Genomic DNA, 20,032 nt, shown 5'->3' on the forward strand with positions numbered 1-20,032 from the left:
GCACAGCCCACTCGGCATCCGAAAGCTCATGACGACGCACCATGGCGGACATGATCCCTCATCACTTGATCAGCTTTGAAGACGACCCCTAGGCCCTCTCTTTCGGATCTTGTCGGGTCAGCGGGCGTCGTTGGGGTGCGTGCATCGGCGGCGCCGAGGAGGGAGTCCATGCGGAGCATCGGCGACTGACGAGAAGCCGACGAGGTGCGTGCCCCGGCGGCGACCGCCCGGCAAGATCCGAAAGAGAGGGCCTAGGCGAAGGGCTCGCAGCCGAGCATCCTGCCTGCGGCGATCACGAACTGATCCCTCAACGCGCGCTGGTCGGGGAACCACCAGGTGACGTCGGGCGCGTCGTACCCGCCGTCGACGGTGAAGTAGACGTCTTTTCCCCGGCAGGAGGCGACGAGCGTTCCGGGGGCGGCCCTCTGGGCACGTCCGAGGACGAACACGTTGTTCGCCCTCGGCCTGTCCGCGGTGGTCGCCCGCGCCTCGTCGCGGCCCTCCTCGGGGGCGGGGCGGGTCTTGACGGACGCCATACGTCAAGGGTTCGTCAATGCCCTCCCGGGGCGATCCGGCGGGCCCGAACGGGGCTGGCGGGAGGGCTTGTTACCGGCGGGTCGCTTCCCTATCATCGCGAGTGTGACAGCTTTACTGTCAAACCCCGTCGGAAGGGCCCAGCAGCCAGTGCGTGACACGAGCGCAACGCCGGAACGGCCCGCCGCGCCCGGGCCGTTGGCCGGGGTGCGGGTGGTGGAGCTGGCCGGGATCGGGCCCGGGCCCTTCGCGGCGATGCTGCTGGGAGACCTCGGCGCCGACGTGGTCCGCGTCGACCGGCCCGAGCCCTCGCCGCTGGGGACGGACCCGGCGAACGACGTCACCAACCGCAACAAGCGCTCGGTGCTCGTCGACCTCAAGGCGCCCGACGGCCCCGGCCTGGTGCTGGACCTCGTCGAGCGCGCCGACCTCCTGATCGAGGGGTACCGCCCGGGCGTCGCCGAACGCCTCGGCGTGGGGCCGAAGGAGTGCCTGGCCCGCAACCCGGCGCTGGTCTACGGGCGGATGACCGGCTGGGGCCAGGACGGCCCCCGGGCCGCCACCGCCGGACACGACCTCGGGTATGCGGCCGTCGCCGGCGTCCTCGGCCTGGTCGCCGGCCCCGGCGGGGCCGCCGAGCCGCCCGGCATCCCGGCCAACCTGCTCGGCGACTACGCGGGCGGCTCCCTCTACCTGGTCGTCGGCCTGCTCGCCGGGCTGCACCACGCCCGCGCCACCGGCACCGGACAGGTCGTGGACGCCGCGATCGTCGACGGCGCCGCGCACCTGGGCAGCATGCTGTGGGGCCTGCTCGCCGCCGGCCACTGGCAGGACCGCCGCGGCGTCAACCTGCTGGACGGCGGCGCCCCCTTCTACGCGATCTACCGGGCCTCGGACGGCGGACACCTGGCCGTGGGCGCGCTGGAACCGCGCTTCTACGCCGAGTTCGCCCGCCTGCTGGAGCTCGGCCCCGACGCGCCGGGCCAGTACGACCTCGCCCGCTGGCCCGAGCTGCGCACCCGCATCGCCGAGCGCTTCGCCACCCGCACCCGCGCCGAGTGGGAGGCCCGCTTCGCGGGCACCGACGCCTGCGTGGAACCCGTCCTGACGATGCGTCAGGCCGCCGCCGACGAGCACCTGACGGCCCGCGGCACCTACGTCGAGGCCGACGGCGTCACCCAGCCCGCGCCCGCCCCGCGCTTCTCCGCCACCCCCGGCGCGCTGCGCCGCCCGCCCGCCCGGCCGGGCGCGGACACCGCCGAGGTGGCCCGCGACTGGGGCGTGACATCTCTCGACTCCGCAGCAGATCAAGGAGAGTAGCGTTGCAGCGGGACATCTTCACCGAGCAGCACGAGGACTTCCGGGCCACCGTCAAGGCGTTCCTTGCCAAGGAGGTCCTGCCGCACTACGACCGCTGGGAGAAGGCCGGCATCGTCGACCGCTCCGCCTGGCTCGCCGCCGGCCGCCAGGGCCTGCTGGGCCCCGCCGTCCCCGAGGAGTACGGAGGCGGCGGCACCCCCGACTTCCGCTACGCCGCCGTGCTGGCCGAGGAGTTCGCCCGCGCCGGCGCCTCCGGCCTCGCGATCGGCCTGCACAACGACATCATCGGCCCGTACCTGACCTCCCTCGCCACCGAGGAGCAGAAGCGCCGCTGGCTGCCCGGCTTCTGCAGCGGCGAGCTGATCACCGCCATCGCGATGACCGAACCCGGCACCGGCTCCGACCTCCAGGGCATCCGCACCCAGGCCGTCGACCACGGTGACCACTACCTGCTCAACGGCGCCAAGACCTTCATCTCCAACGGCATCCTCGCCGACCTGGTGATCGTCGTCGCCCGCACCACCCCCGAGGGCGGCGCACGTGGGCTGAGCCTGCTGGCGGTAGAGCGCGGCACGCCGGGCTTCGAGCGCGGCCGCAACCTCGACAAGATCGGCCAGAAGGCCCAGGACACCGCCGAGTTGTTCTTCCAGGACGTCAGGGTGCCCAAGGAGAACCTGCTCGGCGAGCTCAACGGCGGCTTCGTCCACCTGATGCAGAACCTCGCCCAGGAGCGGCTCACCATCGCCGCCGCCGCGATCGCCGGCGCCGAGTACCTGGTCGAGATCACCACGGAGTACGTCAAGCAGCGCGAAGCCTTCGGCCGGCCGCTCGCCAAGCTCCAGCACGTGCGCTTCGAGATCGCCGAACTGGCCACCGAGTGCGCCGTCACCCGCGCCTTCGTCGACCGCTGCATCACCGAGCACAACCGCTACGCGCTCACCCCCGCCGACGCCTCCATGGCCAAGTGGTGGGCCACCGAACTCCAGAAGCGCACCGCCGACCGCTGCCTCCAACTGCACGGCGGCTACGGCTACATGAACGAGTTCCCGGTCGCCAGGGCGTTCGTCGACGGCCGCATCCAGACCATCTACGGCGGCACCACCGAGATCATGAAGGAGATCGTCGGCCGCTCGATCCTCGGCTGATCGTCCTCCCTCGGCCGATCCCCCGCTCAACCCCCCTGCCCCGAAAGGCGTTCCACCGTGACCACCGAAGCGTACGTCTACGACGCGATCCGCACCCCGCGCGGCCGGGGCAAGGCCACCGGCTCGCTGCACGGCACCAAGCCGATCGACCTCGTCGTCGGCCTCATCCGCGAACTGCGCGCCCGCCACCCCGAGTTGGACCCGGCCGCGATCGACGACATCGTCCTCGGCGTGGTCAGCCCGATCGGCGACCAGGGCTCCGACATCGCCCGCATCGCCGCCGTCGCGGCGGGCCTGCCCGACACCGTCGCCGGCGTCCAGGAGAACCGCTTCTGCGCCTCCGGTCTGGAGGCCGTCAACATGGCCGCCGCCAAGGTCCGTTCGGGCTGGGAGGACCTCGTCCTCGCCGGCGGCGTCGAGTCGATGTCCCGGGTGAAGATGGCCTCCGACGGCGGCGCCTGGTTCGCCGACCCGATGACCGCCTACGAGACGAACTTCGCCCCCCAGGGCATCGGCGCCGACCTCATCGCCACCATCGAGGGCTTCACCCGCACCGACGTGGACGCCTTCGCCGCCGAGTCCCAGGCCCGAGCCGCCAAGGCCCAGGCCGACGGCCTCTTCGACCGCTCCGTCGTCCCCGTGCGCGACCGCAACGGCCTGGTCGTCCTCGAGCGCGACGAGTTCATCCGCCCCGGCACCACCGTCGAGACCCTCGCCGGCCTCAAGCCCTCCTTCGCCGCCATCGGCGAGGCCGGCGGCTTCGACGCCGTCGCCCTGCAGAAGTACCACTGGGTCGAGGCCATCGACCACGTCCACCACGCCGGCAACTCCTCCGGCATCGTCGACGGCGCCGCCCTCGTCGCCATCGGCAACCGCGAGGTCGGCGAGCGCTACGGGCTGCGCCCGCGCGCCCGGATCGTCTCCGCCGCCGTCTCCGGCTCCGAGCCGACCATCATGCTCACCGGCCCCGCCCCCGCCACCCGCAAGGCCCTCGCCAAGGCCGGGCTCACCGCCGCCGACATCGACCTGGTCGAGATCAACGAGGCGTTCGCGGCCGTCGCCCTGCGCTTCGTCCGGGAGATGGGCTTCAGCCACGAGCAGGTCAACGTCAACGGCGGCGCCATCGCGCTCGGCCACCCGCTCGGCGCCACCGGCGCGATGCTGCTGGGCACCGTCGTCGACGAACTGGAGCGGCGCGACCTGCGCTACGGCCTGATCACCCTCTGCGTGGGCGGCGGCATGGGCATCGCCACCGTCGTCGAGCGCGTCTGACCCGCCCCTCCCAGATCTGGAGCCACCTGATGAGCGACACCACCACCATCCGCTGGGAGCAGGACCAGGACGGCGTGGTCATCCTCGTCCTCGACGACCCCACCCAGTCCGTCAACACCATGAACGACGCCTTCACCGCCGACTTCGAGGCCGTCGTCGAACGGCTGGCGGGCCTCGGCGACGCGCTGCGCGGCGTGGTGGTCACCTCCGGCAAGAAGACCTTCTTCGCCGGGGGAGACCTCAAGCTGCTCTCCGCCGCCCGGCCCGAGGACGCCGCTGCCGTCTTCGAGAAGTCCATGGGGATCAAGCGCTCGCTGCGCCGGCTGGAGACCCTCGGCAAGCCGGTCGTCGCCGCCATGGGCGGCAGCGCGCTCGGCGGCGGCCTCGAACTCGCCCTCGCCTGCCACCACCGGATCGCCCTGAGGAACCCGGCCGCCCGCTTCGGCTTCCCCGAGGTCACCCTCGGGCTGCTGCCGGGCGGCGGCGGAGTCGTCCGCACCGTGCGGCTGTTCGGCATCACCGACGCCCTGCTCAAGTTCCTCCTGCAGGGCAACCAGTACCGCCCGGCGCAGGCCCTGGAGCACGGCCTGGTGCACGAACTCGTCGACACCCCCGAGGAGTTGACCGCCCGGGCGAAGGCCTGGATCGAGGCGAACCCGGCCGCCGTCCAGCCCTGGGACGTCAAGGGGCACAGGATCCCCGGCGGCACCCCGGCCACCCCCGCCTTCGCCGCCAACCTGCCCGCCTTCCCCGCCAACCTGCGCAAGCAGCTGAACGGCGCCCCCTACCCGGCGCCGCGCAACATCCTCGCGGCCGCCGTGGAGAGCTCCCAGGTCGACGTCGACACCGCGATGACGATCGAGGCCCGCTACTTCACCGAGCTGGCCTGCGGGCAGACCGGCAAGAACATGATCCAGGCCCTCTTCTTCGACATGCAGGCCGTCAACTCCGGTGCCGGGCGCCCGAAGGACGTCGAGAAGCGGCAGGTGCGCAGGGTCGCGGTGCTCGGCGCCGGGATGATGGGCGCCGGCATCGCCTACACCTGCGCCAAGGCCGGCATCGAGGTCGTCCTCAAGGACGTGAGCGTCGAGGCCGCCGAGCGCGGAAAGGCGTACAGCGAGGGGCTGCTGACCAAGGCCATCGCGCGCGGCCGCTCCACCGAGGCCAAGCGCGACGCCCTGCTCGCCCTGATCACCCCCACCGCCGACCCCGCCGACCTGGCCGGCTGCGACGCGGTGATCGAGGCCGTCTTCGAGAACACCGAGCTCAAGCACAAGGTGTTCCAGGAGATCGAGGGCGTCGTCGCCCCCGACGCGCTGCTCTGCTCCAACACCTCCACCCTGCCGATCGGCCGGCTCGCCGAAGGCGTGGAGCGGCGGGCGGACTTCATCGGCCTGCACTTCTTCTCGCCCGTCGACAAGATGCGCCTGGTCGAGATCATCCGCGGCCCCGAGACCGGGGACGAGGCCCTCGCCCGCGCCTTCGACCTCGTCCGCCGGATCGACCGGACGCCGATCGTGGTCAACGACTCGCGCGGCTTCTTCACCTCGCGCGTCATCGGCCAGTTCCTCAACGAGGGCGTCGCCATGGTCGGCGAGGGCATCCACCCCGCCTCCATCGAGCAGGCCGCCGCCCAGGCCGGGTACCCGGCCAAGGTGCTCTCGCTGATGGACGAGCTCACCCTGACGCTGCCGCGCAAGATCCGCGACGAGTACCGGCTCTCCGTCGAGGCCGCCGGCGGCACCTGGACGCCGCACCCGGCCGACGCGGTCATCGACCGGATGGTCGACGAGTTCGGCCGCCCCGGGCGCAGCGGCGGCGCGGGCTTCTACGAGTACGGCGAGGACGGCCGGCGCGGGCGGCTCTGGCCCGGGCTGCTCGAGCACTTCGGCGGGCCGTCCGTCGCCTCCGCGGAGGAGGCCCCGTTCGAGGACCTCAAGGAGCGGATGCTGTTCAGCGAGGCGCTGGACTCGGTGCGCTGCCTGGAGGAGGGCGTGCTGACCTCGGTGGCCGACGCCAACGTGGGCTCGATCCTCGGCATCGGCTTCCCCGCCTGGACGGGCGGCGTCCTGCAGTACATCAACGGCTACGAGGGCGGCCCGGCCGGATTCGCGGCCCGCGCCCGCGAGCTGGCCGCCGCGTACGGCGAGCGGTTCGCGCCGCCCGCGCTGCTGGAGCGGATCGCGGCGGAGGGGCGGACCTTCACCGACCGGGGCTGACCCGTTCGGTTCACGTCGTCCTCACGTAGTCCTCACGTCGTCGCCGGTGGGGCCGCCTCCCGGGCGGTCCCACCCAGCTCTTCACCGAGTTCTTCTCTCAGGAACCGCTGGAACGCGGTGACCAGGGCCTGGGCCACCATCGGCTGGATGTGGTCGGTCAGCGCCTTCATCCGGGCCAGGTCCCGCTCGTCCGGCTCGCTCTCCCGGTACGGCTTCCAGACCGTCTCCCGGAACAGCCGCTGCAGCTCCCGGGCCGTCGCCCGGCTGTGCTCCACCACGACGGCGCGGGCGGCGAGCAGCGTCTCCAGCGGGATCGGCACGTCCAGGATGCGCACCCCCAGCGGCAGCAGGCCCGGGTCCGCCCGGAACAGCGCCGGGTCCTCCGTGCGCTCCAGCGCGCCCATCGCCACCAGCCGCTCGACCTGCTCCTCCGACAGCCCGCGCCCCGCCCGGCGCTCCAGCTGGGCCCGGCCCAGCTCCTCGGCCGCGCCCGGGGTCCAGGAGGCCACCAGCGCCCGGTGTATCGCCAGGTCGAGCCGCGAACTGTCCTGCGGCAGCCGGGCCAGGTAGCGCTCTATCGCGGCCAGGGTCAGCCCCTGGCGCTGCAACTCCTCGATCAGCTCCAGCCGGTCCAGGTGCGCCGCCCCGTACAACCCCACCCGCCGCGGCCCCAGCTCCGGCGGCGGCAGCAGCCCCTTCGTCCCGTAGAACCGCACCGTCCGCACCGTCACCCCGGCCCGCGCCGCCAACTCGTCCACCGTCAGCCGCGCCTCGCCGCCCATGGTGCCGTCCCCCGTCTGCTGCTGCCGTCGCTGTCCGCTGTCCGCTGTCGCGGTCCGCTACCACCGGGCGCCGCCTCGGGGCGGCGCTGTCACACCGCTGCTGTGACAGCAGAAGTGTGACAGCGCCCACCGGGGCGGTCCACCGGTGATCGGCCCGCGGGGCCGTGGGTGATCAGCGGGCGGGACGCTCCGCTCAGCCTGCGGCCGGGCCGGCCAGGGCGGCGTGGTGGCGGCGGGTGACCTCGGGGTGGGCGCGGGTGTAGCCCTTCCACTCGTTGAGGCCGAAGTCGGCGAAGAGGGGGTTGTCCGGGTCCTCGGTGGCGCCGGGGGCGTGGTGGGCGTGGGGGAACTCGAGCGGCTCGATGTGGGCGTCGAGGCGGGGGTTGTAGAAGAACGGGACGGAGAAGCGCTCGCGGGCGCCGGGCGGGCTCACCACGCGGTGGCTGGTGGCCTTGAGGTAGCCGTCCGTGGCGACTTCCAGCAGTTCGCCGAGGTTGACGACGAAGGCGCCCGGCATCGGCGGGACCTCCAGGAAGCTGCCGTCGGAGCGCTCCACCTGGAGGCCGCCCACGGTGTCCTGGAGCAGCAGGGTGATGAAGCCGTAGTCCTTGTGGGCGCCGACGCCCTGGCCGGCGCCGTCCGGGGCGGTGCCCGGGTAGCGGACCAGCTTGAGGCGCAGGTGGGGGTGGCCGGCGAAGGCGTCGTCGTAGAAGTCGGGGCTGGCGCCGATCGAGGCGAGCAGCTCGTGCAGCAGCCTGCGGGCGACGTCGCCCAGGCGGTCGATCCAGCCGAGCGCGGCCGTGCGCAGCTCCGGCAGCGCCTCGGGCCACTGGTTGGGCCCCTCCAGCCACCAGTACGGGGGCTCCCCGGCGCCGGGGACGTGCGCGGGCAGTTCGGCGCCGATGTCCAGCTGGTCGCGCCAGTCCTGGCTGCCGCCGGTGCGCTCGTCGCCGGTGCGGGTGTAGCCCCGGTAGTGCGGGGAGTTGAGGTTGCTGACCGCGAGCCGGTCGGCCTCGGGGAGGGAGAAGAAGGCGCGCATCGCGTCGGTCAGCGCGGTCGTGTCCTCCGGGGTGACGCCGTGGCCGACGAGCTGGAAGAAGCCGACGCCGGTGGCCGCGGCGCGGAGCTCGTCGTGCAGTCGGCGGCGCTGCTCGGGGGTGCCCTCGGCGAGCGAGAGGTCGATCACCGGGAGGGCGTCGAGGCCGGAATCGGGTATGGGCGTGTACTGCTGCGTCATGGGTGGCATCCGCTGTCTCGTCCCGGTCCTGCCCGGTGGTCGACCGGGGGTGGGCGGGGCGGGCGCCTGGTGCGGCGGATGCCCCGGGGACCGGGTGGTGGCGGCGGCCGGAGCCGCCGTTGAGGGTGGTGGTGCGAGGTTCAGCTGGAGCGTCGACAGGACATGCTGGCCACGCGGAGCAGGTCCACGTGGCGGCGTCGAACAAGGATGAGCACGTCACCAGCCTATGTGACCGCTTCCGGCGCGGGCGAGCCCCGTGCATGTCAGCTGTTGTTCCCGTCCGTGTCAGGCGTTGTTGAGGTGGGCCAGGACGGCGAGCACCCGGCGGTTGTCGTCGTCGGAGGGCTGGAGGTCGAGCCGGACGAAGATCGACGCCGTGTGCTTGGCCACCGCCCGCTCGGTGATCACCAGCTGCTGGGCGATCGCCGCGTTGGAGCGGCCCTCCGCCATCAGCGCCAGCACCTGCCGTTCCCGGGGGGAGAGGGTGGAGACCGGGCCGGCGGAGGAGTTGTGGGTCAGCAGGCGGGTGATCACCTCCGGGTCCATCGCGGTGCCGCCCTGGGCGACGCGCCGGATGGCGTCGATGAAGCTGGCGCCGTCCAGCACCCGGTCCTTGAGCAGGTACCCGATCCCGCCGGTGCTGCCGGCCAGCAGCTCGCGGGCGTACAGCTGCTCCACGAACTGCGACAGCACCAGGACGGGCAGGCCCGGGTGCTCCCGGCGGGCCGTCAGGGCCGCGCGCAGACCCTCGTCCGTGAAGGTCGGCGGCAGCCGGACGTCGACCACCGCGATGTCCGGCCGGTCGGCCGCCACCGCGGCGAGGAGCTCCTCGCCCGTCTCGACCGCCGCCGTGACCTTCATGCCGCTGGCCTCCAGCAGCCTCGTCAGGCCGTCCCTGAGGAGGAAGAGGTCTTCGGCGATGACAACGCGCACGGGATCTCCAGGTTCACGATGGTCGGCCCGCCGGACGGGCTGCTGATCGCGAGCACCCCGTCGAAGGCGGCCAGTCGGCGTTCGGTTCCGCTGAGGCCCGTCCCCCGGGACGGGTCGGCGCCTCCGCGCCCGTCGTCGGTGACCGATATCCGCAGCAGCCCGTCACTGTGCCCTATCTCGATCCACACGTGCGAGGCCCCCGCGTGCTTCACCACGTTCGCCAGCAGCTCCGTCACCGCGAAGTAGGCGGCCGACTCCACCGGGGCGGGCGCCCTGTCGGGCAGGCCGCCGGAGAAGGTGACCGGCAGCGGCAGGTCCAGCGCGGTGGCCTCCACCGCGTCGGCCAGCCCCCGGTCGGCCAGGACCGGCGGGTGGATGCCCCGGACGAGGTCCCGCAGCTCGCCCAGCGCCTTCACCGAGGAGAGCCGGGCCTCCTCCAGCAGCGGCCCGATCGCCTCCGGGTCGTGCTTGAGCTGCTCCGCCACTGTGAGCAGCATGCCCAGGGCCACCAGCCGGGCCTGCGCCCCGTCGTGCAGGTCCCGCTCGATCCGGCGCAGCTCGGCCGCCCCGGCGTCGATGGTGTCGGCCCGCGTCCTGGACAGGTGGCTGACCCGCAGGGCGAGCTCGGCCTCCCGCGTCGGGCCGAGCAGCGCCCGGGCGCCCCGTTCGTGCAGCCGCAGCACGGGCGGCGCGGCCCACAGCGCGGCGACCGGGGCGATGGACAGGCCCATCGAGTAGATCGGGCCGATCGCGAGGAACCGCCCGCCGCGGCCGAACACCTCCAGGCCGAACGGCGCCAGCAGGACGACCGCGGCGGTGAACAGCACCGTGCAGCCGGAGAGCAGCACCCAGGCGGTGTCCCGCCAGGTGGCCGGGTCCGTCAGCCAGCCGCCGGTGCGCAGCCGCCGCCAGGGGCCGGCCTCGCCCGGCGGGCGGCGGTAGGGCGCCGGCACCGGCCGCCCGCTCCACCGCCCCACGACCCGCCTGGTCTCGGCCGCGGTCCAGCGGGCCCCCAGCAGCCCGAACACGACCATCGCGGGCGCCAGCCAGAACGAGACCGACCGGCCGCCGGGCGGGGCGCCGCCGTAGAGGTGGGTGGCCATCACCGCGAGCGAGCCAGGGGCGAACAGGACGGCCCCGAGCGCCCGGCCGCCGCCCCCGGTGGCCCAGCTCAGCGCCCACAGGACGGCGGGCCCCAACGGCACCACCAGGATCAGCGGGCCGCCGAACGCCCTGCTCGGCTCCGACTGGTCGGGCCCGAACAGGGCGGCGGCCAGCAGCACCGGACCGGCCAGCAGGGCGACCAGCCCCACCACCGCCAGCGTCACCGCGTACCAGGCCCGGACCCCGTCCACCAGGGCCCGGCCGGCCTGCCGCACGACCCTGCCGGGCAGGCTCGGCGTCAGCGTCTCCACCGTCACGGCTCCTCCTTTCCAGCCCCGGGCGGCGGCCCGGAGCCGTGATCCCTGAGCCCCCGTGAGCCCGGTTCCCGATCCGTCGGTGGCCAAGTCTGCACGGCTGCGACGGTCGAACGCTCTAGGTCTGAACACCCAGTTCGGGGTGTATCTGGATACACCTCCGAGACACCGTTCAAGCGGCTGTCGACGAACCCGCTCGACTACGTAGCGTCATATCCCGTCAGCCGGCCCGGAGTTCCGGAGCCGGTCCCACGATCTTGGAGGGCACGTGAACGCGCCGATCATCAGGATGCGCGGCGTCGGCAGGACGTACGACCGGTCCGACGCCGGCCGCCCCGCCCTGGCCGGGCTGGACCTGGAGGTCCGGGCGGGCGAGGCACTGGCCGTGCTGGGCCGCTCGGGCAGCGGCAAGTCCACCCTGCTGAACCTGATCGCCGGCCTCGACCGCCCCAGCGAGGGCACCGTCGAGGTCGACGGCGTGGGCGTCCACGCGCTCGGCGAGGCCGCGCTCGCCGAGTACCGGCGCACCCGGATCGGCATGGTGTTCCAGTTCTTCAACCTGCTGGACGACCTGACGGTCGCGGACAACGTGCTGCTCCCGGCCCAACTGGCGGGCATGGGCCGGGCCGAGGCCCGGGCGCGGGCCTCCGAGCTGCTGGAGCGGCTCGGGGTGGACCGGCACGCCGGCGCGCTGCCGGGCAGGCTCTCCGGCGGCGAGCGCCAGCGGGTCGCCGTGGCCCGGGCCCTGATGAACCGTCCGCCGCTGCTCCTGGCCGACGAGCCGACCGGGGCGCTGGACACGGCCTCCGCCGCCGACGTCCGCGACCTGCTGCGGGGGCTCAACGCGGAGGGCCAGACGATCCTGCTGGTCACCCACGACACCGCGCTCGCCGAAGCCTGCGCCCGCCGGACGATCGAGCTGCTCGACGGCCGGCTGGTCCGGGACACGGCGGCCGGGCCGGAGTCGGCGCAGCCGCAGCCGGCGCCGCAGGAAGGGGCGGTGCGATGAGCGCCCTGAGCAAGGTGGTCCGCGCCGGGGTCGGCCGCAAGCGGGTGCAGACCCTGGTCATGGTGCTCACCACGATGACGTCCGTGGCGGCCTGCGTCCTCGCCCTCGGGCTGCTGGTCGCCTCCCGGGCGCCGAACCAGCACTCCTTCGAGGACCAGCACGGCGCACACCTCAACGCGCTGTACGCCCCGTCGGCGAGCCCCGCCCAGCTCGCCGCGGCGGCGCACGCGCCCGGGGTGACGGCCTCGGCCGGCCCGTACCCGGCGCTCACCCTCCAGCCGCGCGCCGCCGACACCACGATCCCGCCCTCCGGCAGCCTGCTCCCGCCGATGACGCTGGTCGGCAGGGCGCAGGACGGCCCGATGGACGGCCTGCGGATCGTCAGGGGCCGGTGGGTCGCGGGCCCCGGCGAGGTCGTGTTCCTGAACGGGCACTCCCCGCTCACCGTCGGCGACGGCATGCGCTTCCCGGACCTTCCGGGGCAGCCCGTGCTCAAGGTGGTCGGCATCGCCGACTCCGTCTCCTGGAGCGCGGACGGCTGGATCGCCCCCGAGCAGGTCGCCGGGCTCACGGCGCCCGGCACGGCGCCCGCCTCCCAGTACCTGTACCGCTTCGCCCGGGCCGACACCGACGCCGAGGTGGCGGCCGACCGCGACGCGCTCGCCGCCGCCGTCCCCGGCGGCGCCCTCACCAAGGTCACCTCCTACCTCCCGGTCCGGACGGAGGCCGACCGCACGGCCTCCACCTTCGTCCCCTTCGTCACGGCCTTCGGGGTGCTGGGCCTCGCCCTGTCGGTGCTGATCATCGGCGTGGTGGTCAGCGGGGCCGTCAGCGCGGCCACCCGGCGCATCGGCGTCCTCAAGGCCCTGGGCTTCACCCCGGCCCAGGTGGCCCGCGCCTACGTCGGGCAGGCGCTGGTCCCCGCCGGGATCGGCACGGCGCTCGGCGTGCTGTTCGGCAACCTGCTCTCGGTGCCCGTCCTGGGAATGGCCCACAAGGCGCTGAGCGGGGGCCTGCTCGGCATCCCCGCCTGGGTGGACGTGGTGGTGGCCCTCGCCGCGCTGGCGGCCGTGACGGGCACGGCGCTGGTGCCCGCGCTCCGGGCCGGGCGGCTGCGCACGGTCGAGGCGCTCGCGGTCGGCCGGGCCACGGGCGGCGACACCGGGGGAGGGGCGCTCGGCGCCCCGGGCCGGGGTTCGCGGGGCCGGGGCCTGCGGGGGTGGATCGACGGGCTCCCCGGGCCGCGCGCCCTGAGCCTCGGGCTGGCGAGCCCGCTCAACCGGCCGGTCCGCTCGGCGACCACGGTCGCCGCCGTGGTCCTGGGCACGGTCGGGGTCACCCTCTGCGTCGGGCTGACGCTCTCCCTGGGCACCGTCCAGGACGGCCTGGCGGCCGGACGCTCCAGCACGGTCATGGTCGACGTCCCCTTCGACGCCGACAAGGCCCCCGACCACGTGGACGAGGCGGCCGTGGTCCGGGCCGTCCAGGGCCGCCCCGGCACCCGCGCCTGGTACAGCACCGTGCCGTCCTCGGCGGCCCTGGCGGGCGACACCGGCCGCTCCCAGGTGACGGCCTTCACCGGCGACGCCTCCTGGGACGGGTACCAGATGGTCACCGGCCGCTGGTTCCGGGGCCCGGGGGAGCTCGTGGCGGGTTCCGCCTACCTCCGGGCCAACCGGGCGAAGGTCGGTGACACCGTCACCCTCACCGACCACGGCCGCACCACCCGGGCGACGATCACCGGCGAGGTGCTGGCGAGCAACGACCTCGTCTACCTCGACCGGGCGACGCTCGCCCCGCTGGGGGACCCGGTCCACAGCGAGGCCGTCTCCTTCCACATCGACCTCGCCCCCGGCACCGACGTCCACGGTTACACGGACGGGCTCGACGCCGAGGTCAAGCCGCTGGGCCTGGCGGCCGAGCCGGGCGGGGGCCACCTCAGCATCGTGATGCTGGCGATGAACACCCTGGCCGGGACGCTCACCCTGCTGCTCATCGCGGTCGCGGGCCTCGGGGTGCTCAACACCGTCCTGCTGGACACCCGCGAGCGGGTGCACGACCTCGGCGTGCTCAAGGCGCTCGGCATGTCGCCCCGGCAGACGGTCGGCATGGTCCTCACCTCGGTCTGCGGCAGCGGACTGATCGCCGGCCTGATCGGCGTCCCGCTCGGCATCCTGGTGCACCACCAGGTCATGCCCGCGATGGCCGAGGCCGCCGGCATCGGCGTACCCGACTCGGACCTCACCGTCTTCGACCCCTCGGTGGTGGGGCCGCTGATACTCGGCGGCCTGCTGCTGGCCCTGCTCGGGGCCGCCCTCCCCGCCCTCTGGGCGGCCCGGACCCGGACGGTCACGGCCCTGCGGACGGAGTGACGGGGAGTGGCGGGGGCGCGGGCAGGGCGGGCCCGGCTCCTACGAGCCGCGCCCGCCGGCCCCCGTCAGCCCTCGCCGAACCAGTCCAGCGACTGCCCGTGCGGCCCGGTGAAGGCCACCGGTCGTTCGTCCACGGCGAGGACGAACAGGCCGGTGCGGGCCGGGGCGGCGTGGCGGGGGAGGCGCTCGGCGACGGTCGGCAGCACGGGGAGGGCCTCGTTGGAGATCCAGTGGCCGGGCAGTTCGCGCATGGTCGCGGCGAAGTCCTCCCGGGCCTGCGGCGTCAGGTAGGCGAGTACGGCGCTGTGGAATACCACCGGCGTCGCCCCCTCCGGCGCCTTCGCCACCAACTCCCGTACCGCCGCGTTGAGATCGCCGCGCACCAGGTGCGGAGGTTCGGCCCGGGCGATCCGCACGGCGCCGCGCAGCCGCTCCAGCCGATGGGTCTGCTCCGGCCAGACCAGTGCCTCCAGCCAGCGCATGTCGTCCTCGGAGCGGACGTCCAGCGGGTTGAGGTCGATCCCGGCCCGCCACACCACCTCGGGCATGCGCTTGACGGACTCCGCGTCCACCGGCGCCGGCCCGCTGACCGCGCAGCGCAGCGTGACCGGACCGGGGGTCCCGGCGTACACGGGGGCCCCGAACTCCCCGAGGGCCTCGCCCTCGACGGAGTACCGGTACCGGTACCGGTCCGGATACAGGCACAGCCCCGCCGAGGCGCCCACCTCGATCAGCGCGAGCGGCTGCGGCAGCGAGGCCAGCAGCGGTAGCAGGGTGGCGCACCGCCCGGCCTCGTTGGTCTGGGTGCTCCGCTCGCGCATCGTCGCCGCGATCCCGGCCCAGTGCGCCTCCACCCACGCCCGGAACTCCGGCCAGCCCTCCGTCACCGGCCCGCCCAGGAACCGGACGGCGCCGAACAGCAGGTTCGGCTGCCGCTTGGCCTCCGGCAGTTGCTCCAGCAGTTCGATCAACCGCCCGTCCCCGGCCAGGCGTTCGGCGAGGTCCTCGTAGGCCGCCGAATTGCCGTGCGCCTCGTTCACGGCGAAGCGCCGGTAGAGGCCCTCAACGCCACTGTCCATCGTTCCCATTCCCCTCGAACTTCCTTTCCCGAAAACAGAATTGGATCGACCTTGGCCATGGCTTGGTCATCCCTTTGCCATCCGCTGGACGATCGCTAACCCGGGCCCCGCGAGAGTGAGGCCACCGGAACGAACACCTCCGGAAGCCGCACAACTCCCGATCCTAGGAGGCCCCATGAGGCTCACGTCCCGCACCCTTACCGACTCCCGGACCCGCACCCGCGTCGTGCTCGCCACCGCCGCCGTGGTGGCCGCCGTGGGCACGTTCACCGCCGGGGTCGGCGCCGCCCAGGCGGGGGACGACCGGAGCCGCAAGGGACGGCCGAGCGAGCGCGAGATCGCCGCGCTCTTCGACCAGTGGAACGCGGCGCTGCAGTCCGGCGACGCGGAGGAGGTCGCGGACCGCTACGCCCCGGACGCCGTCCTGCTGCCCACCGCCTCGCCGGTGATTCGCACCGACCGCGCGGGGATCGTCGACTACTTCGAGCACTTCCAGCAGAAGAAGCCGCGCGGCGAGAAGGTCCGCTCGGTGATCCACGTCCTGGACGCCGACTCGGCCGTGGACGCGGGCCTGTACCGCTTCTACCTCACCGACCCGAAGACCGGGGTGACCAAGCCCGTCGAGGCCCGCTACAGCTACGAGTACGAGAAGCGCGGCGGCAAGTGGCTGATCATCAACCACCACTCCTCGGTGATCCCCGCCGCGGGCTGAGCGCGCCGCGCAGCGCGATCCGCACGCACAGCCCGCCGCCGGGCGCGTCCGCGAGGGTCACGGTGCCGCCGTCGTCGGTGACCAACTGCCTGACGACGGCGAGCCCGAGGCCCGAGCCGGACCGCCCGGTGAGGCCCTGGCCGCGCCAGAACCGGTCGAAGGCCCGGGACTTCTCGGCGTCCGACATCCCGGGGCCCTGGTCGAGCACCTCCAGCAGGACCTCCCCCTCCGGCCCGTCCGCTCCGATCCGCACCGTGATCGTCCCGCCGTCCGGCGAGACCTCCAGGGCGTTGGAGAGCACGTTGTCCAGCACCTGCTCCAGCCCGCCCGGCCCGGCCAGCACGGACAGGGCGGGCAGCCGCTCGCCCCCGCCGCCGCCACCGCTCTCGCCCGACCCGCCGTACCCGCCGTACCCGCCCGACCCGCCGGAGGACCCTCCCGCGCCGCCCGCGACCGCCAGGACGACCGACACCCCGCGCTCGGCCGCCGCCGCCCGCCACACGTCCAGCCGCTCCTCGACCAGTTCGCGCAGCGCGACCGGCTCCGGGACGGACACCTTGGCCTCCGCCCGCGCCAGCACCAGCAGCCCGCTGACCAGCCGGCTCATCCGCACCACCTCGGCCGTGGCCTGCTCCACGTCCTCCCGCACGAACTCGTCGTCCACCCCGTCCGCGATGTTGTCCAGGGACAGCCGCAGCGCGGTCAGCGGGGTGCGCAGCTGGTGCGAGGCGTCCGCGACGAAGATCCGCTGCGAGGCGACCAGGGTGTCGAGCCGCTCGGCGCCCTGGTTGAGCGTGCGCGCCAGGGTGCGGGTCTCCTGCGGGCCGGTGACGGGGGAGCGGGCGGTGAGGTCGCCGTCGCCGAACCGGCTGGCCATGTCGTTGAGCTGGCGCAGCGGCTTGGTGAGCAGCCGGGCGACGATCGCACCCAGCCCGGCGGCGACGGCCAGCACCCCGACCGCGAGGACGGCGCGGAAGCCCCAGATCCGCCACAGCCGGTCGGTCAGGTCGGCGGTGGCGTAGCGGATGCGCACCGCGCCGACGATCCGCTGCCGGTCGTCGCGGGCGTGCGCGGGCACGGTGACGACCAGCTCCGGCCCCCAGACCGGGCGCGAGCCCCAGTCGGCGCTGCCGCGCCCCTCCCGCAGCGCCCTGGTCAGCGCGGCGTCCTGGCCGCCTCCGGACGGCGCCGGCGCCGGTACGGGCAGCGGCGGCACGGCCGTCCCGTCCGCCGCCACCGCCTCGACCCGCCCGGGCGTCTCGTCCGCGTACGCCCCCGCGACCCGCGCCAGCGCCTGCCGGGAGGGGGCGTCGCCGTCACCGAGCAGCAGCGCCATGGTGGTCGCCTCGCGCCGCACCGACTCCTCGGTGTCGTCGCGCAGCTGGGCGGTCAGCGTGAACGCCACCGGCACGGTGAACGCGGCCAGTGCCACGCCGACCAGCAGCACGTAGCTGACGATCAGCCGCCGGATCACGGCGAACCGCCGCCGTCACCGCCACCATCACCGCCGCCGTCACCGGGCGCCCCCGGCTCGGGCTCGGGCGCCACGACCAGCCGGAACCCCACCCCGCGCACCGCCTCGATGGCCACCGCCCCCGCGAGCTTGCGCCGCAGCGCCGCCACGTGCACGTCCAGGGTCTTGGTCGGCCCGAACCAGTTGGCGTCCCAGACCGCCTCCATGATCTGCTCGCGCGACATCAGCGCGCCGGGCTCCTCGGTGAGGAAGGACAGCAGGTCGTACTCCTTGGGCGTGAGCGCGACCTCGGCCCCGTCCAGCCGCACCCGGGCGGCCCGGCGGTCCAGCGTCAGCCGGGGCCCGTAGCGGTCGGGCGCGGGGACGACGCGCCCCCCGGTCCCGCCGCCGCCCCCGCCGGTCGCCGCGTCCGGCTCCCTGCCCGGTTCCCCGTCCAGCGCCCCGGGCCGCACCCGCCGCATCACCGCGCGGATGCGGGCGATGACCTCGCGCACGCCGAAGGGCTTGGACACGTAGTCGTCCGCGCCGATCTCCAGCCCGACCACCCGGTCCGTCTCGTCGCTGCGCGCGCTGATCACGATGATCGGCACGTCCCCGCGCCGGCGCAGCGCCCGGCACACGTCCAGGCCGTCGGTGTCGGGCAGCCCGAGGTCCAGCAGCACCAGGTCGTACGGTTCGGACTCGGCCAGCGCCGCCGCCCCGGTGGTCACCCAGGCGACCGCGAAGCCGTACCGCACCAGCCCGCGCCGCAGCGACTCCGCGACCGGCTCATCGTCTTCCACCAGCAATACGCGCACGGTGGCACCCTATTGACCTGCACCGTCCGCCCGAGGGGGCGGGGCAGGCAGAGGGAGGGGGCCGGGAGGGGATCAGCCCCGCCCGGGCCGCAGGTCCAGCCCGGGGCACGGGCGCGGCCGCAACTGCCGCGCCAGCGCCGTCGCGGCGCCCACCACCACCGTCAGCAGCGCGTAGAAGAGCAGCAGCGCCCAGAACGGCGTCGTCGACACGCTCTGGTCCTCGAACCGGCACCACGCGTCCGGCGGCAGCCAGGACGCCCCGGTCTCCAGCAGCTGCCCGCCGCCCGCGATCAGGCCCCGCTCGCAGCGCCGGTCGAAGTCCAGCGACCGCGCGTACAGCAGGCCGTACACCGTGCCCGCCGCCGCGAGGGAGAGCAGCGCCACGGAACAGAGCAGCACCGCCCGTCTTCGCCCGCCGCCCGCCGTACGGATGTTCGTCACCGGGGCAGCGTACCGGCGCGCCCCGACAGGAGCGGCCGGGAGCGCGGGAGCGCGCCGCTCCGCTTCCGGGCCCGCTTCCCGGGCCCGTGGACACCGGCTTCGGGCCCCCGGGATCACCCCAGCAGGCCGCCCAGGTGCCCGTCCTCGGCGAGCAGCCGCCAGGAGCAGCCCGGCGAGGCGAAGGCCGCCGGGTCGACGGCCTCCACCAGCCCGTCCACCACCGTGCTCAGCAGCGACTGCGGGTCGAACACCGCCCAGGTCTCCCGGCTGCTCCTGCCCTCCCAGCGCTCCCACTCGGCACGCAGCCGCCCGTACGTCCACAGCGCGTAGAGCAGGGCGGAGAGGTCCCGGTTGAGGTACGCCTCCGGCTGGCCGTCGTCGTACCAGTCCGGCAGCTCCAGCCGGCCGGTCACGCCGTCCAGGGCGATGGTGAGGTTGGCCGGCCAGTCGCCGAGGGCGAGGAAGCCCCGCTGGTAGGGGCGGTGCTCCTCGCCGTCGAAGTACTCGGGGTACGCCTGCTCCATGGTGACCAGCGGCTCCGCGCAGGCGCCGAACACCGCGCCGCCCGTCGGCAGGCCGATCTCGGTGAGCAGGTGCCGGGTCGGGCCGTGCAGCAGGGCGTCGGGCAGGCTCTCCGGGCGGTAGCGGTGCACCAGGCCGGGGCCGTCCTCCTCGTCGGTGAGCGCCGCCAGCTCCTCCACCAGCTCCCGGCCGATCGCGTACGCCGGCCCGTCCGGCCCGCCGGGCAGCGCGCCCCAGCCGAGCGCCCGCACCAGCAGCGCCGTGTCCCAGTGCGCGGGGGGAGCGGCGGCGGGCCGGTCGAACAGGGCCGGGTCCAGCTCCCGCATCCGCGCCCGCGCCCCGGCCATCACCTCGGCGACCACGGCCGGTCCGCGCCGCCCGTCCAGGGCGTCCGCCCGCAGGGCCCCGTCGGCCACCGCGTCGATCTCCCGCACCAGCCCGGCCAGCGACGGCAGACCGGAGGCCAGCAGGTCCCGGCGCGCGCCGCCGTCACCGAGGAACACCTCGCCGGTGACGCCGTTCAGCAGCACCAGCCCGCCGACCACGGCGAACGGCGCGCGGTACTGCGTCTCACCGAGCACGTACAGCCGCTCGGCCCCCGACGGGAAGTCCCGCAGCGGGCCCTCACCGATCACCCCGAAGTCCAGGAACGCCCCCGACTCCGGCAGCCCCCGCCCCGTCAGGAACTCCCGGCTCCCCGCATGCACCAGCCCACCCGGCAGCCCCGCCGCCACCCGCGCGCACTCCATCCGCCGCCGCCCCCTTC

18 protein-coding genes are annotated in these 20,032 nt (G+C 74.5%); 7 read left to right on the forward strand and 11 right to left on the reverse strand.

The window, feature by feature from the left end:
- Positions 1 to 251: 251 nt before the first annotated feature.
- On the reverse strand, positions 252 to 536 hold the full coding sequence (locus ACIBCA_RS21040) for a hypothetical protein (protein WP_396284461.1): 285 nt from the start codon (positions 534 to 536) through the stop codon (positions 252 to 254).
- Positions 537 to 684: 148 nt separating this feature from the next.
- Here ACIBCA_RS21040 and ACIBCA_RS21045 point away from each other — a divergent pair, with 148 nt between their 5' ends.
- Genes ACIBCA_RS21045 through ACIBCA_RS21060 form a run of 4 tightly spaced genes read left to right on the forward strand, consistent with a single transcriptional unit; the run spans position 685 to position 6,490 of the window.
- Positions 685 to 1,854, forward strand: coding sequence for a CaiB/BaiF CoA transferase family protein (locus ACIBCA_RS21045; protein WP_396284462.1), 1,170 nt, complete (start codon positions 685 to 687; stop codon positions 1,852 to 1,854).
- A gap of 2 nt (positions 1,855 to 1,856) precedes the next feature.
- Positions 1,857 to 2,999, forward strand: coding sequence for an acyl-CoA dehydrogenase family protein (locus ACIBCA_RS21050; RefSeq protein ID WP_396284463.1), 1,143 nt, complete (start codon positions 1,857 to 1,859; stop codon positions 2,997 to 2,999).
- Between the two features lie 57 nt (positions 3,000 to 3,056).
- Entirely contained in the window at positions 3,057 to 4,271 is a 1,215-nt protein-coding gene (locus tag ACIBCA_RS21055; RefSeq protein ID WP_396284464.1) for an acetyl-CoA C-acetyltransferase, read from the forward strand.
- Positions 4,272 to 4,300: 29 nt separating this feature from the next.
- Positions 4,301 to 6,490, forward strand: a complete 2,190-nt coding sequence (locus ACIBCA_RS21060) for a 3-hydroxyacyl-CoA dehydrogenase NAD-binding domain-containing protein (RefSeq protein ID WP_396284465.1) — start codon at positions 4,301 to 4,303, stop codon at positions 6,488 to 6,490.
- Positions 6,491 to 6,522: 32 nt separating this feature from the next.
- On the opposite strand, the gene ACIBCA_RS21065 is transcribed toward ACIBCA_RS21060, so the two are convergent.
- The 5 genes from ACIBCA_RS21065 to ACIBCA_RS21085 all read right to left on the reverse strand — a co-directional run bounded on the left by ACIBCA_RS21065 (position 6,523) and on the right by ACIBCA_RS21085 (position 10,863).
- On the reverse strand, positions 6,523 to 7,272 hold the full coding sequence (locus ACIBCA_RS21065; RefSeq protein WP_396284466.1) for a MerR family transcriptional regulator: 750 nt from the start codon (positions 7,270 to 7,272) through the stop codon (positions 6,523 to 6,525).
- Between the two features lie 193 nt (positions 7,273 to 7,465).
- Positions 7,466 to 8,509, reverse strand: a complete 1,044-nt coding sequence (locus ACIBCA_RS21070; RefSeq protein ID WP_396284467.1) for an isopenicillin N synthase family dioxygenase — start codon at positions 8,507 to 8,509, stop codon at positions 7,466 to 7,468.
- Between the two features lie 140 nt (positions 8,510 to 8,649).
- On the reverse strand, positions 8,650 to 8,724 hold the full coding sequence (locus ACIBCA_RS21075) for a putative leader peptide (protein WP_396284728.1): 75 nt from the start codon (positions 8,722 to 8,724) through the stop codon (positions 8,650 to 8,652).
- A 70-nt stretch (positions 8,725 to 8,794) separates the two neighbouring features.
- The gene (locus ACIBCA_RS21080) at positions 8,795 to 9,442 is read right to left on the reverse strand and encodes a response regulator (protein WP_396284468.1); all 648 of its coding nucleotides are present in this window, start codon (positions 9,440 to 9,442) and stop codon (positions 8,795 to 8,797) included.
- Complete coding sequence (locus tag ACIBCA_RS21085) at positions 9,394 to 10,863, reverse strand: histidine kinase (protein WP_396284469.1); 1,470 nt, start codon at positions 10,861 to 10,863, stop codon at positions 9,394 to 9,396. Before ACIBCA_RS21085 ends, ACIBCA_RS21080 begins: the two co-directional genes overlap by 49 nt.
- A 265-nt stretch (positions 10,864 to 11,128) precedes the next feature.
- On the opposite strand from ACIBCA_RS21085, the gene ACIBCA_RS21090 reads away from it, so the two are divergent.
- Both ACIBCA_RS21090 and ACIBCA_RS21095 read left to right on the forward strand, forming a co-directional pair.
- The gene (locus ACIBCA_RS21090) at positions 11,129 to 11,869 is read left to right on the forward strand and encodes an ABC transporter ATP-binding protein (RefSeq protein ID WP_396284470.1); all 741 of its coding nucleotides are present in this window, start codon (positions 11,129 to 11,131) and stop codon (positions 11,867 to 11,869) included.
- Positions 11,866 to 14,241 carry an FtsX-like permease family protein gene (locus tag ACIBCA_RS21095; protein ID WP_396284471.1) on the forward strand — a complete coding sequence of 792 codons (2,376 nt, stop codon included), beginning with the start codon at positions 11,866 to 11,868 and terminating at the stop codon, positions 14,239 to 14,241. Before ACIBCA_RS21090 ends, ACIBCA_RS21095 begins: the two co-directional genes overlap by 4 nt.
- Positions 14,242 to 14,306: 65 nt before the next feature.
- On the opposite strand, the gene ACIBCA_RS21100 is transcribed toward ACIBCA_RS21095, so the two are convergent.
- Positions 14,307 to 15,320: a DUF2332 domain-containing protein gene (locus ACIBCA_RS21100; RefSeq protein WP_396284472.1), complete on the reverse strand. Its 1,014-nt coding sequence runs from the start codon at positions 15,318 to 15,320 to the stop codon at positions 14,307 to 14,309.
- A gap of 175 nt (positions 15,321 to 15,495) precedes the next feature.
- Between ACIBCA_RS21100 and ACIBCA_RS21105 the strand changes: the two genes are divergently transcribed.
- Complete coding sequence (locus ACIBCA_RS21105) at positions 15,496 to 16,032, forward strand: SgcJ/EcaC family oxidoreductase (protein ID WP_396284473.1); 537 nt, start codon at positions 15,496 to 15,498, stop codon at positions 16,030 to 16,032.
- Here ACIBCA_RS21105 and ACIBCA_RS21110 read toward each other — a convergent pair.
- From ACIBCA_RS21110 to ACIBCA_RS21125, 4 genes are all read right to left on the reverse strand, one after another.
- Positions 15,995 to 17,506, reverse strand: a complete 1,512-nt coding sequence (locus ACIBCA_RS21110; protein ID WP_396284474.1) for an ATP-binding protein — start codon at positions 17,504 to 17,506, stop codon at positions 15,995 to 15,997. The genes ACIBCA_RS21105 and ACIBCA_RS21110 overlap by 38 nt on opposite strands.
- The gene (locus tag ACIBCA_RS21115) at positions 17,503 to 18,303 is read right to left on the reverse strand and encodes a response regulator transcription factor (protein WP_396284475.1); all 801 of its coding nucleotides are present in this window, start codon (positions 18,301 to 18,303) and stop codon (positions 17,503 to 17,505) included. Before ACIBCA_RS21115 ends, ACIBCA_RS21110 begins: the two co-directional genes overlap by 4 nt.
- Before the next feature lie 72 nt (positions 18,304 to 18,375).
- Complete coding sequence (locus ACIBCA_RS21120; protein ID WP_396284476.1) at positions 18,376 to 18,744, reverse strand: hypothetical protein; 369 nt, start codon at positions 18,742 to 18,744, stop codon at positions 18,376 to 18,378.
- Between the two features lie 113 nt (positions 18,745 to 18,857).
- Positions 18,858 to 20,015, reverse strand: a complete 1,158-nt coding sequence (locus ACIBCA_RS21125) for an SUKH-4 family immunity protein (protein ID WP_396284477.1) — start codon at positions 20,013 to 20,015, stop codon at positions 18,858 to 18,860.
- Positions 20,016 to 20,032: the final 17 nt, after the last annotated feature.

It is taken from the genome of Kitasatospora sp. NPDC051170 (assembly GCF_044455705.1).
Classification (GTDB): domain Bacteria; phylum Actinomycetota; class Actinomycetes; order Streptomycetales; family Streptomycetaceae; genus Kitasatospora.

Coding starts and splice junctions, on each gene's coding strand:
- ACIBCA_RS21040 (WP_396284461.1), bottom strand. CDS start 536: ATGGCGTCCGTCAAGACCCGCCCCGCCCCCGAGGAGGGCCGCGACGAG.
- ACIBCA_RS21060 (WP_396284465.1), top strand. CDS start 4,301: ATGAGCGACACCACCACCATCCGCTGGGAGCAGGACCAGGACGGCGTG.
- ACIBCA_RS21065 (WP_396284466.1), bottom strand. CDS start 7,272: ATGGGCGGCGAGGCGCGGCTGACGGTGGACGAGTTGGCGGCGCGGGCC.
- ACIBCA_RS21070 (WP_396284467.1), bottom strand. CDS start 8,509: ATGACGCAGCAGTACACGCCCATACCCGATTCCGGCCTCGACGCCCTC.
- ACIBCA_RS21095 (WP_396284471.1), top strand. CDS start 11,866: ATGAGCGCCCTGAGCAAGGTGGTCCGCGCCGGGGTCGGCCGCAAGCGG.
- ACIBCA_RS21100 (WP_396284472.1), bottom strand. CDS start 15,320: ATGGACAGTGGCGTTGAGGGCCTCTACCGGCGCTTCGCCGTGAACGAG.
- ACIBCA_RS21105 (WP_396284473.1), top strand. CDS start 15,496: ATGAGGCTCACGTCCCGCACCCTTACCGACTCCCGGACCCGCACCCGC.
- ACIBCA_RS21125 (WP_396284477.1), bottom strand. CDS start 20,015: ATGGAGTGCGCGCGGGTGGCGGCGGGGCTGCCGGGTGGGCTGGTGCAT.